The organism is Nostoc sp. CmiVER01 (assembly GCF_034531135.2).
GTDB lineage: Bacteria > Cyanobacteriota > Cyanobacteriia > Cyanobacteriales > Nostocaceae > Nostoc.
In genome coordinates, this window is the sequence record NZ_JAVRBU020000003.1 from 209,614 (window position 1) to 222,762 (window position 13,149).

Genomic DNA, 13,149 nt, shown 5'->3' on the forward strand with positions numbered 1-13,149 from the left:
CGTGCGTTAACTTAAGGTTAATAGTTACTAAATAATGCTGGATGATTGTCTCCAATGAAAAACTCTGCTTTTAGCCAAAAAATCTATTCTTTCTTACTTGATACTTACCGATGGTACTTACAAACTCCTGAACGTTCTTTAAATCAAGCTTACGATGCAGCATTAAAGATTAAAGAAATAGAAGACAAGCATTTTAATGGTAATAAAATAGACATTGACTCAGCCATGTACAGTAACAGCGTGATGGATTATTTTGAGTCAGACCTAAAAAAGCTATTAAAAACTGTGAGGATGCGGCTTACAGAGTTGAAAGCAAGCCGTTGGTTTTTAAATGAAGAGAATCAAAAAGCTGCCGCGAAAGCAGGTATAGAGTTTCTCAGTCCTTCTTTGGTTTTGGAAAAGCTAAACTTTATCGATCAAGTTATATCTAAATACAAAATACTTTCCGATCAAACAAGTTCCAAAGCTTTAGTAGTTCAACCTCCAAATATAGCAGTTAACCCTGTGATACCTGACGAAAAATCGCTGCTCGTCAATAATCCAACGTTACCACCCAAAATACCAACTCAAGACTGGGAGACAAAAGCAAGACCAAAGGGTAAAGTTGATACAACAGGCGTTTTACCCCGCTCTATTTTAAGTACTATCACTCGTTTGCAAGTTGAATTAGATCCTAATTCCGAACAAGAAGTAATCCAAAGTTTTCGTCAAGCTCAAAGAAGAACAATAATCTCTATTAGGTTTATTTTATTATTAATTATCGTACCACTTTTGACGCATCAAATAGCAAAAGCTTTTGTAGTTGGGCCCGCTATTGAGAAGTTTAGAGACACGGAGCAAATGCAAATATTCCTCAATTCCGAAATGGAAGAGGAAGCCTTTGAAGAATTACAAAGATTTGAAGAAAAACTTCATTTTGAAAATTTCATTAAAAATGCCCCACCACTATTGCCTGAACAGATAGAAGTTGAAATGAAAAAGAGGGCGGTTGAACTTGCTGAAGAATTTCGTCACGAAAGCTCTAATGCTATCAAAAATGTTTTTGCAGATATTTTTTCGGTAGGTGCTTTTATCTGGCTTTTACTCGTCAGCAAATCTTCTATTGCTGTGATTAAAGATTTCTTTGATAGAATTGTCTATGGACTTAGTGATAGTGCTAAAGCATTTATCATCATTTTATTTACTGATATATTTGTAGGTTTCCACTCTCCTCATGGTTGGGAAGTACTTCTAGAAGGTGTATCGCGTCATTGGGGATTACCAGCAAATCGAGATTTTATCTTCTTATTTATTGCTACATTTCCAGTGATTTTAGATACCATTTTCAAATATTGGATATTCCGATATTTGAATCGGATATCACCTTCAGCAGTTGCAACTTACCGGAATATGAATGAATAAGAAGTGGGGAGTAGGGAATAGCGAATGGGGAGTGGGGGAAGATTTTGGTGTTGTTAAATAATTAGATTATTTTTGAATTTGAGGTAAGTGGGATAATCTCAGAGATTTGAATTTTGATGAAAAAAATACTTACTGGGTTAGGAAAGTTTAACAAAGTTATCACCATCAGCTTCCCTGTAATTTTGTCAATGTTCCTGGTACGGATGCAATCTTTAACGTATCAGGAACTTATTCCACCTGAATGTCAGGTGAAAAAGTGGGATATACCAGTTTCCTTGACTGCTGAAAATCAAAAATCACCATTAATTCAGAGGCTACCAATAACTTGTTGTCAAGGTGATACCTCTTGTTTTGATGAAGTTCTCTATGGAGAAATACCAGGCAAAAAGGCGCTGTTGAGTGCGATCGCTCGCAGTCTTCAATACCTGCAAACAGCTAATGCTGCGGCTGCTTATCAAAACTATCCGGTGGCACAGATTAGGCGCGATCGCGTTATCAAAAGCTTGAAAAGATTCCGCGAACTCCTACTAACAACTAATTCTGCAACAGAATTACATCAAGCCATAGAGCGAGAATTTGTTCTTTACCAGTCAGTCGGTAAAGACACCAAAGGTTCCGTTTTGTTCACCGCCTATTATGAACCGCTTTACGCAGCCAGTCGTGTCCCCACAGCAGAATATCGTTATCCTGTTTATCGATTACCTGCTGATTTAAACTCTTGGCCTAAGCCTCATCCTACCCGCGAAGACTTAGAAGGAGTAGATGGTTTACAGGCTGCAAAAGGAAAATTACGAGGATTAGAGTTGTTTTGGTTTCGCTCACGCCTCGAACCATATTTAGCTCAAATTGAAGGTTCAGCGAGACTTCAACTTCCTGATGGTACTCAAACAACAATAGGTTATGCTGGTCATACTGCTTATAATTACAAAAGCATTGGGCGAGAATTAGTGAATGATCACAAATTACCTCTAGAAGGTATAACCCTACCAATTATTCTCGACTATTTCCAAAAGCATCCCCAAGAATTAAATATTTATATTCCGCGCGATCGCAGTTTTGTTTTTTTTCAAGAAAATCACGGTGAACCAGCTCAAGGTTCTATCAACGTACCACTAACAGCAGAGCGTTCGATCGCTACAGATAAATCCCTCATGCCTCCTGGTGCTTTAGCGTTGATTCGTGCTTCCATTCCTTTTGCCAATCCTACCGGAAAAATGGAGGAGCGCATCGTTAGCCGCTATGTTCTTGACCAAGATACCGGAGGTGCAATTAAAGGTGCAGGTAGGGTAGATTACTTTTTAGGTACTGGGAAATTAGCAGGCGATCGCGCTGGTGTCACAGTCAGCAATGGACAATTATTTTATCTATTACTCAAGTCCAAAAATTGAATACACTCACAGTTTAATACTAAAAATCCCGACTTCTTTAAAAAGTCGGGATTTATAAGCAGTACGAATTACGAATTACGCTTCTATGTCCATATCACCATCATCATCGTCATGATCGTAAGGGATATCGTCAAGATCGATCATTTCTGAAATTTCTTCTACTTCATTTAAATACTCAGACTCTTGATGTTCCCGTTCGATCAGACGACCAGTTGATTTTAACCATTCTAAAAGAATAAATTCATTACTTGTACGAATTACAGGCGCTCGCTGATTACGAGGTTCTTCACGCAAAGGACTTGTAGGCATAAAAAAACTTACTTTGAATTATGGGTCAGTGTGTAAAAACAGGAAAATCGTTTAATAGGGTTAAAAGCCTTGTATTACAAGTCTTTTTTCAAAAGACGAAATATGAACCATTGAGTTTTTTATTCTCTTGTCCGTCTAATTACTTACCATTAAAATGCCTTCGCATCAGTCCTAATAATAAATCTTCAAACGGACGCGATCTCACAAGGCATTTGATACCTTGCCGAGAGTTTCATACATATTAGATGGTAATGCAGACAATCTGTTCGCTACAACGACTGCATCAGCTAAGTTGCTAAATTGACACCGGACAATTTCTTGTCCATTTCCTGACGGGAACCGCTTCCTGGCTTTGTTAGATACAGCACAAATAATCGCTAAAGCTTTGGCGAACCCATCTTTTGTCAATATTGTTTCTTGAGCGAACCCTTCAACAGGGATAAGGCAGACTTCAAATCGATAGCCAGGTCTGGGAGAAACAGCTATATCGATATAGGGTTTATCTTCTTTCCTGATTCTGCGTAAATATTGAGCAGTAGAATTTGTATCGTGCAAATCAGTCCCAAGGGCGTAAGTAAAGAAACAATCTTCTGTGAGGGATTCAGGACGGGTAATTATATCCGTTGGCATAAGTTCAAGTAGTATCCGTATGTTGTCTGGGTTTGTGACACATTTTACTGTACAATCCCACTTACTTAGGCAAAAGTTGCTACCCACATTCCCGACTTCTTCAATAAGTCGGAGATATAAATCTAGCTTAAGTAATTAGGATTCCAGTTTACTGTCTTTTCTTTTTAAGTCATTTTTTGACAGTTAGATGTACTACTTTCACCCAATGTATTCCAATACAGCAATATAAACTGACATAAAACACCTCTAGAATCAAATGGTGTAGAGATTTAGATTCGGAGAGGCGTCCCTATACTCAGTCACATGACCGAAAATATTTCTCAACATATATAATCATAACATAGTTGACCGTTGAACTTTTTTTAACTTTGACCGATACATATTCGGTATCCAAGAACGGTAGGGTTATATTAAATTGCGATTTTTTAAATTAGGAAATATATTTAAGTAATTTTAATTTTTACTAAGCAGACTCATAGCTAAAGGATAAATAGTCATTGCGATCGCATCATCTCATCAAGTAGAGACGTTAATTGGCCTTCAGTACCAGAGCCAAAATTTTTCCGGCTATCCTTGGCAACATCTTTTAGCAAACTCTAAAATAGAGCGTTGCTGATTAAGTGTGTGAATTTTGTTTCGCCCACAGGAGCAAAAACAAAGGTTCCAAGCGTTTAACTTTGAAATTTCATACTTAAATTCAGCAACGCCCTTGGTAGCTGTTAAAGTCTCTCAACAGAATTAACAGCTATTCTCTGGTAGTCTACTAGGTTAATTTATAAACCTATGGTAGAGAACCATATCCGAGAGATGGAGCTAAAGCATTTGCAGCCTTAATGAAGTCTTGAAATCCGGTTTCATCTGAGTAATACAACAAATAAGTTACTCCGGAAATGGGATAAGCACTTGCACTGCTGGGATTGGTCAAATTATCAATTCTAGTCAGCTTCTTACCAGTACCGTATGTTACAACAGTACCGTCTTTAATAGCTGCTGTAATTGCAGCTGGTGAGACAGGAACATAATTACCTGCTTTGTTACGTAAGATTGCGGCAGGTAGAGTTTTACTTACACGGGTAGCATTATCCACATAACCAATTGCACCTTTAGTACTTGCGACCGTATCGGCTAGCTTTCCGCCACCAGTAGCGCTAAGGAAAGTGTTTGGCCAATTAACAGTTGTACCGGCTCCATTTTTCCATACATTAGCTGCTGGAACATTTGGAGTCTTACATACAGTATTGAGATGACTGCTTAAAATGAAAGTGGAACCACTTGAGTCAGCACGACGTACAACTTTGATGGGTACATTGACTGCTATTTGGCCACCGTTATCTGCACTAATGCTCTTATCGTTCCAATTTGTGATGCTACCGTTCAAAATACCACAGTAACTAGCTTGTGAAAGCTTAAGTCCTGCTGGTACAGTCAGACCACTAGCGTTATAAGTTAATGTGATTCCGACACCGGTCACAGGCACTTGGACGTAACCACGACCACCAGTAACTGTTTCTGTTCCTGCTACGGGGTCGTCACTAGCTGCAAAAGTGATTGGGCTAGGAGTACCAGCTGGTGGTTTTTGAGTGAAAAAAGCTGTTAACCCTGCGCCACTACCAACTGGAGAATATGTGAATGTGAAGCCTTTAAGACCTGTAAATAAGGTATTTACAGTACTTGCACCTGCACCATTACCTATATTTTTAGAGGTCTGAGCTAGAGATTTATGAGTAGCAGATTGACTTACTACTAAACCAATTGTGATGGCAAATAGAGAAACTGAACTTGCCAACTGGGTCAATTTGCGATCGCTGTAGAAAACCATGTTACATTTCCTTCAAGTTAATTTTAGGGTTCAACACACCAACAAATCCAAATCAAGTGTCAAACTGGCAATTATAAATAACCTTCTTGAAGCAGAAACAATTGTCATTAAAAAGGTTATTTATAAATAAAAAGCTTGCACAAACAATTAACACATGCAGAACAATTAAAAAGCAAATACTTAAATGTATAAAGTTCATTTAGCTATTGCTAATCGACTTTATTACATATTCTTTGCTAGTCAAAAGCTCTACACTTCAAGTAAGTTTGTATAAATAAACATTCATTGCTTTTGCATTAAAGGAGTGATTACTATGTAATATGAATCATGATCAAATTCACATTATCAGTCTCTTATTCCCTTGTGAAAAAGCCATGTTTAATTTTACCCACTTACTTAATTTAGGATGGCAATTTTATCTGAATTCCGAAAATTACTTTCTTTAATGTAGATGCACAGCAGCTTGCTATAAGCTACTACTAAGGTGCTAAGTAAAGAAAGTAATTGTTGTACGAATCTTTTAGGATTCTTATTAGCTAATAGCTTTTAAATTGTGCCAACAAAATCAACAGTATAGTGTTAAGGTAAACTCCAAGTCATGATTCCATTATGAAATGATTAAGAAAATTAAAGATATTCCTGGAATTCAGAGATGTTTTAAAAGTGGTTTTTGTAGCGTTTTTATTAATTTTCGCCAGAGAAAAATCAGAAGCTTTCGCTTTGTGTAGTGGTTATCGACAAGCGTGACATACAATTTTGACCTCACTTACCGCGACGAGTTGGGGATTAAGGGTTAAGTCTATTTGCGTAGCTAGCAACTTGTACTGCCCTTCGACTAGGCTTAGGAACCGCTTAGTCGAAGTAAACCGAGTAAGTCTAAACTAACGGCTATGGTAATTTTATTACTAGAATTCACCTTATTAATTCTATCCACATGACTCTATGCTACTTAGTCGCAAACAGAACTTATATTTTTAAGTGCTTTTTCATAAATCAATTAGGCTTGCGATAAAATTTAGGAAAAAAATAAAGCGTGATCTATTTACTGCTAGTGACGGTAGACTGAAATTAACTACATCCGAATGGTAATGTTAAGATAATAAATCTCCAGAATTATTCCTAAAGGGCTTTGCAGATGGGAGACTTTAGCTACAACGCTGTGAACTCCCCCAAACTTGTAGCCATTAATGTAGTATATTTTGTAAGGTCTGATCCATACAAAACAAAACAGTAGTTTGAAGTAATAAAATGTTTACTATAGAACTTATAACTATGCTCCCAAGTATTGTTATGTGTTTCTACCGACTTTACCAACCTCTGGTTAAGGCAACGTTGGCATAGAAAGAGCTTAGGTGGACTGTAGCAGTTCTGGTTTAAAGCTCGAAACCTAGTTTCTCAAACCATGCATACTTCCCTTTTAAAGCAAAATTAATATTTAATTAACTTAAATGAATAATAATTTGTATCCAACGTAACATTCTAATGAGAAATTTATAATTTTATTAAAAATAAATGTTAATTCATGTTAAATTAACTGAAATATTGTAAATTTTTAGACAATAAACACTCAAGTACACCATAGGAAAATTAGCAATGTCTAGACAAAGTTCTCACAAGAGAAACTTTTTCAAAGCTTTAACTGGTAGCGCACTCAAAGGATCTCAGAAGTTAAGACTGGGACTAAAATCTAGCTTGATTATTCTGGGGGAATCTGTACCCTTTTTGATTGCTTGTGCTGTACTTGTAAGCGTTATCAGCCTAAATAGTCCTATTTTGCTTTTTTGTTTACTAGTTGGTAGTTTAATTGCAGTCATCACCCAGCAAATTGGGCAACAGGTGAATTTACCAAGGCGATCGCTAATAATATTACAAATTTTAGCAGCAGCCGTAATTCTGAGTTTGTATTGGTTAGACTGGTTTGCAGCCCCTGCACAAGCACAGTTTTTTGGAGAAGCTGAAAAGTTCTTCAAAACTAGATTAGGTGGTTCAACAGGAAATAGTGATGCTAACGTCCCAATAACTTTGATATTTAGTGTGTTGCGGGCGATTTACTTACTCTATATTGCAATTTCTCTAGTTGGTGTGATTAACGCAGTACGTAAGGATGAAGATTGGCAAAGTATTGCCAGAACTCCCCTATTAGTCGTTGTTGCTGTTACCATTGCTGATGTACTCACACGCTTTGTAATTGGCCCACAAGGGTAGTAAATAATTTAGATATTTCATATTTCAAATGTCTCAAGAGCGGGAACAAGATTTTCGTCCAGTCAATCAGGTTTTAGGAAGCCAACCCTCATTAGGGCCAATCCCTGCCGATCAAATTCTTCCTTGGACGGTAATTGCTTTAGCCTCCTACTTTATTATCAATGGAATTTTTGGCGGTCTTTTCCAAGAAGAGTTTCAAAAGTGGTTGTGGACAGTACTAATGACAGGTTGGGGAATTGGAACTTGGTGGATTTTAACTGGTGGTAGGAGTTGGAGTTTTTTAAGTAAATTTATAGGCGTTCCCGCTTGGACAAGAGGCTTTGCTCGTTATCAAAGCTTATTGGAAGTTAATCATGAAGCAAAAAATCGGAAAACAAAGCGTCGGCGTCGCCGGAAATGAAGGTAGATTAACACCATTTGAAGATGCCTTGCACTTGGCGACAATGCTACGTGTCGCAATCAATGGACGTGATATTGGCGCTTACCTTTTGACAAAAGGCACTCAAAGAGATCGGTTTTGCTTTGTTTTTGGTTTTGACTGTAAGGGAATTCATACTACTTTAAGAGCCGAACAAATCGATACACTCTTTAATAACATTGAAGCCGGATTAAAAGATATTCCTAGCGGTGAAAGAATGACACTGCATTTAGGATCTTTTAGTTCCGATAAAGAGCGTCAAAAAGAATTAGTATCGCTAATCAGAAATGCGCCATCACGAGATATCAAATATTTGTTGATGGCAGAAAGAGCCAGAATCAAAGAATTGACTATTTCTGGTGTTCGTAAGCCGAAATTTTTGCGAATTTATGTCACTTACACCATTGAATCCAACTCCAGAAATGCAGATGATTGGATAGAGAAGCTTTTAGTTAGAGCTGAATCATGGTGGTTAAAATTTAAAGGGGATCTCTCAGATGTAGAAAACCAGCGCATAGAAACGCTGATAACAAACGCTTATAAGCAGGGTTTTCTACGCTGGGAACAAATTTTATCTAACCAAATGGGATTGGATGTCAAACCTTTGAAAGCTGATGAACTCTGGGAGGGCATCTGGAAAAGGTTTAATGATACGCAGCCAATACCGATTCCCCAATTGATGACTTTAGATGAACAAGGGCTTCACGAGCAAGTTAATTCAGATTTAGCTAGTACTAAATTGCTTCTAGATAATATCCACGGCACAACTTTGCTGATGGAGTCTAGCGTACCTTGTGCTGATCGCCGTTGGGTTAATGTTAACAATCGTTATATTGGCGCACTGTCATTTCTGGAAAAACCCGGAGGTTGGGCAAATAAATCTACTCAACTGCGATATTTATGGGAACTGTTGGCTAGAGAAACAGTAGTAGATACAGAGATTTTTTGTGAGTTGACTGCGGCAAATCCAGCAATGGTGAAAACTACATTGCAACGAGTTTTGAAGCAGTCAAACATGACGACAATCATGGCTCAAGAAAAAAGTAAAACTATTGATGTCAACGCGCAATTAAAGTTGAAGAAATCGGTAGCAGCACAAGAACAATTATTTGAAGGTGCAGTCCCGATTTATACGAGTATCGTTATTTTGGTACATCGTCCAACTGTCGATAAATTAGATGAGGCAACAAGATATATTGAAAACTGTTTTCAACGTCCAGCAAAATTAATTAGGGAAACTGAATACGCCTGGAAAATTTGGCTGCAAACTCTCCCAATAGTTTGGGAAGGTTTATTAGCAACACCTTTCAATCGTCGCCAACTATATTTAACCAGTGAAGTTCCCGGGTTAATGCCTTTAGTTTTAACTAAACAGGGTGATAAACAAGGCTTTGAGTTGATTGCTGAAGAAGGTGGAACACCTATACATTTAGATTTGTTTAATCAACACAAAAATTTAGCTTTGTTTGCGACAACTCGTGCTGGTAAATCGGTGTTGGTATCAGGGATTTTAACTCAGGCTTTGGCGCATGGTATTCCGGTTGTGGCGTTAGATTTCCCTAAACCTGATGGGACATCTACTTTCACTGATTACACAGAGTTTATGGGGGTGAATGGAGCGTACTTTGATATCTCCAAACAATCAAATAACTTATTTGAACAGCCAGACTTACGATCGCTAGATCCAGAACAACAGCGCGATCGCTTTAACGATTATACCGCCTTCCTAGAATCAGCTTTAATGACAATGGTTTTAGGATCATCCACTGAAAGTCAAATTTTATCGCAAACCGTGCGATCGCTCCTCAACTTAGCTTTAGAAGCCTTCTTTGCTGATGAGGGTATAAAACAGCGATATATACAGGCGATGGCGGGAGGATTTGGCACTCAGGCTTGGCTGAAAACTCCTACTTTAAAAGATTTTCTCTATTTCTGTTCATCAGAACACTTGCAGCTAAATACTTTAACCGGCAGAGTAGAAGACGCTCTGAGTCAAATTCAGCTGCGCTTGCGATTTTGGCTTTCTAGTCGCGTAGGACAAGCCATTTCTTCACCATCGAGCTTTCCTACCGATGCACAACTATTAGTTTTTGCTCTGAGAAACCTATCAGATAGTGAAGATGCAGCCGTACTATCTCTGAGCGCCTATTCAGCAGCATTACGACGCGCATTAAGTAGTCCAGCTTCTATATTCTTCATTGACGAAGCACCAATTCTATTTGAATTCGAGCAAATATCTGACTTAGTTGGCAGAGTTTGTGCAAACGGTGCTAAAGCCGGGATCAGAGTCATCTTATCAGGACAAGATCCTGATACAATTGCCAAGTCTAAAGCTGCATCTAAGATTTTACAAAACTTGACAACACGATTGATTGGACGCATTCAGCCGGTTGCAGTCGATAGTTTTGCAGATATCTTAAAATATCCCCGCAACATTATTGCTCGTAATGCCTCAGAAAGCTTTTTTCCCCGCAAAGAAAGCGTTTATAGCCAATGGCTGTTAGATGATAACGGTATTTATACATTCTGTCGTTATTATCCAGGTTACGAACAATTGGCAGCAGTTGCTAATAACCCTGCTGAACAATCTGCACGTAGCAAAATGATGCAAGTTCATACCGATAAATATGAAGCAATTTCTGCATTTGCACGTCAGTTAGTGGCTAATCTGCGTAGTAGTTAATTGGGTTCTGTAAGCAGTTAACAGTGATTCAAAAAGTTATAAATCATAGTTAAAAAGCTAAATTACCTTTTTCAGGCACAAATGTATGCGAAAAACTACCATTTTTACTTTGACGTTGCTATCGCTGGCAATCCTACCAGTAATGGCACAACAAGATCAAACGCTAGTAGGCCAGGTTTGGAGTGATTTTCAATCATATTCCAGAGATTTGCAAGATTACTTTCAATATAAGAATGTGAACGAAAACTTAAACCCTGAGTCAGATGGTCAAAATGCTATTAGTGCTACTAGTAACGAGGGAGAACTGAAAATACCTAACCCCGTCGCTGCGGGACAAAAGGTTCGTGATAATGTGAATTACTACTCTTATCGTTCACAGTCTAGAGCAAGCCGTTTTGAAAATAATGCAGCAGTACGAGGAAATTTAGCTAGTAATGAAGTCAATCGTTTAATTACCCGTGGAATAACGGTAGGTGTTCTTGGTAAAAATGCACAAAGTCGGCTAAAAGGAAAGTTAGAAAATATTCAGCAGGAACTTTTTGACAATTCTAGTTCTGGGGGAACTCCCTCAGGGCCAAATGTTAGTTGTCCTCCTGGTGGGACAGACGTACAAGCCAGAACTTGTCAGCTTATAGAACAATTGGTAACTCAATTGCTAAATCCCAACACTGAAATTATTCAACTCCAAAAATTACAATCAAGAATCGTAGCTGAAACATTTGCCCAGTCAATACAAACGAATCAGTCTTTACAATATTCTAATTTAAATTTAGCAAACATTTCTCAGCAGGCAGAAGAGGCAAATCGCGCTCGAAGAGTAGATACATCTACAGAAGCTGCGCGACTTTTACGAGCTACATCTCAACTAGATTTGTTTGGCAGAGAAAAAGTTGGAAATGAGGATATTAGGACAAAAAAAAGTATAACTATCCGTACAAAAATAAATTTTTAAAATACTTAAACTTCTTACAAGCCAACAATAAGTCTAAAAAAAAGTTTGGTAGGTTGCGTTACGCTATTGCTAATGCACCGAAAGCATCCGGAATGATGCGTTACGTTCTTAACGCACTCTACGAAATTAAAAAAAACAGTCAATTAACTCAAAATGCAACTTGCTATTCAACTAATTTTTGCCCAATTAGAACCCCAATTAGGCATTGATGAGGTTCTCACTAAGGGTGCTGTAACTTCCCAAAGTATTGCCGACGGTTGGAATAGTCAATGGCTAGATTTATTACAAAATAATACTAGTAATAACTTGTATGGAGCGCTAACAAATCTGGGTATTTTTTTTGCGGTAGGAACACTGTTATTTTTTATGATACAATTCCTCAAAGACTTAATATCCTACGAATATAGCCGTCCAATATCAGCTTTAATTTGGCCTTTTGTGGTGGTGATCCTCTTGAGTAATTCAGGTAAAGGAAGTATACTTTCTAGTCTGACACTGGGATTACGAGGTTTTTTAAACACTGTGAATCACCAAGTAGTGGTATCAGCAGATGCGAATAAAATGTACCAACAAGCACTGAATATGAGTGTTGCTGAAGAAGTAACTGGTTCTTTTCTGCGGCCTTGCCAATCGCTAACTGGTGAACAACAAAGTGAATGCTTTAAAAGAGCTACCGATAGAATTAATATTCTCTTACAGGAATATAGAAATACATACAATAATCAAGGCTGGATAATTAGACTACAAGATAAAGTCAATGAGATAAATAATGTTAGTTCTGTCCGTGGCATTGTCTCAGAAACATCATTTAATTCTTTATTAGGTTCTACAGTGCAAACAAGCATTAAAAGCTTTTTAGTTTCCTTACAATATGCGTTTCAAAATCTGATAGAAGCTACTATGTTGCTGATAGCACTTTTAGGGCCAATAGCTGTAGGTGGCTCTTTACTACCTGTAGCTGGGAAACCAATCTTTGCATGGCTTACCGGATTTTTATCTATTGGAATTGCCAAGATTTCATTTAATATTATTGCTGTGCTGACTGCCGCAGTTATTGTAAATGGCCCAGGTCAAAATTTTAATGCTGATCCAGACTTAATGTGGTTCATAATTTTTCTGGGAATTTTAGCACCAATTTTATCCCTACTTGTGGCTGCTGCTGGCGGTTTTGCACTCTTCAGTGGTATCAGTAATACAGCTTCTTTAGTAAGGGAGAGGATATAACAATTAAAAATTAAAAATGAATAAAATTTTGATAAGTATTGTAACTGCTGAATTATATATGCAAATCGTAATTAATATAAGACCTGTTGCAAAAGTCCCTAGCACCCCTCGCTGTACACA

At 37.8% G+C, this 13,149-nt stretch carries 10 protein-coding genes; 7 read left to right on the forward strand and 3 right to left on the reverse strand.

Translation table 11 applies throughout. The features are described from left to right. The first annotated feature begins 45 nt into the window (after positions 1-45). Both RMZ43_RS05835 and mltA read left to right on the forward strand, forming a co-directional pair. Complete coding sequence (locus RMZ43_RS05835; RefSeq protein ID WP_322655131.1) at positions 46-1,401, forward strand: proton extrusion protein PcxA; 1,356 nt, start codon at positions 46-48, stop codon at positions 1,399-1,401. 116 nt (positions 1,402-1,517) lie between these two features. Next, the gene (gene mltA, locus RMZ43_RS05840) at positions 1,518-2,789 is read left to right on the forward strand and encodes a murein transglycosylase A (protein ID WP_322655132.1); all 1,272 of its coding nucleotides are present in this window, start codon (positions 1,518-1,520) and stop codon (positions 2,787-2,789) included. 75 nt (positions 2,790-2,864) lie between these two features. Here the strand turns inward: mltA and RMZ43_RS05845 are convergent, their stop codons facing one another. The 3 genes from RMZ43_RS05845 to RMZ43_RS05855 form a co-directional block, all read right to left on the reverse strand. Then, positions 2,865-3,098, reverse strand: a complete 234-nt coding sequence (locus tag RMZ43_RS05845; protein WP_109011723.1) for a DUF3134 domain-containing protein — start codon at positions 3,096-3,098, stop codon at positions 2,865-2,867. Between the two features lie 201 nt (positions 3,099-3,299). Further along, the gene (locus tag RMZ43_RS05850; protein ID WP_322646255.1) at positions 3,300-3,728 is read right to left on the reverse strand and encodes a hypothetical protein; all 429 of its coding nucleotides are present in this window, start codon (positions 3,726-3,728) and stop codon (positions 3,300-3,302) included. Between the two features lie 781 nt (positions 3,729-4,509). After that, positions 4,510-5,547, reverse strand: coding sequence for a substrate-binding domain-containing protein (locus RMZ43_RS05855; protein WP_322655133.1), 1,038 nt, complete (start codon positions 5,545-5,547; stop codon positions 4,510-4,512). Positions 5,548-7,140: 1,593 nt separating this feature from the next. On the opposite strand from RMZ43_RS05855, the gene RMZ43_RS05860 reads away from it, so the two are divergent. The 5 genes from RMZ43_RS05860 (at position 7,141) to RMZ43_RS05880 (ending at position 13,029) form a co-directional block, all read left to right on the forward strand. Beyond that, complete coding sequence (locus tag RMZ43_RS05860) at positions 7,141-7,752, forward strand: hypothetical protein (protein ID WP_322646253.1); 612 nt, start codon at positions 7,141-7,143, stop codon at positions 7,750-7,752. A gap of 28 nt (positions 7,753-7,780) precedes the next feature. Further along, a complete protein-coding gene (locus tag RMZ43_RS05865; RefSeq protein WP_322646252.1) occupies positions 7,781-8,152 on the forward strand; it encodes a hypothetical protein in 372 nt (123 codons plus the stop codon). Further along, on the forward strand, positions 8,106-10,853 hold the full coding sequence (locus RMZ43_RS05870) for a hypothetical protein (RefSeq protein ID WP_322655134.1): 2,748 nt from the start codon (positions 8,106-8,108) through the stop codon (positions 10,851-10,853). Before RMZ43_RS05865 ends, RMZ43_RS05870 begins: the two co-directional genes overlap by 47 nt. A gap of 85 nt (positions 10,854-10,938) precedes the next feature. After that, positions 10,939-11,805: a hypothetical protein gene (locus RMZ43_RS05875; protein ID WP_322655135.1), complete on the forward strand. Its 867-nt coding sequence runs from the start codon at positions 10,939-10,941 to the stop codon at positions 11,803-11,805. Positions 11,806-11,958: 153 nt separating this feature from the next. Then, positions 11,959-13,029 (forward strand): hypothetical protein, encoded by a 1,071-nt coding sequence (locus RMZ43_RS05880; protein ID WP_322655136.1) that lies wholly within the window; start codon positions 11,959-11,961, stop codon positions 13,027-13,029. Positions 13,030-13,149: the final 120 nt, after the last annotated feature.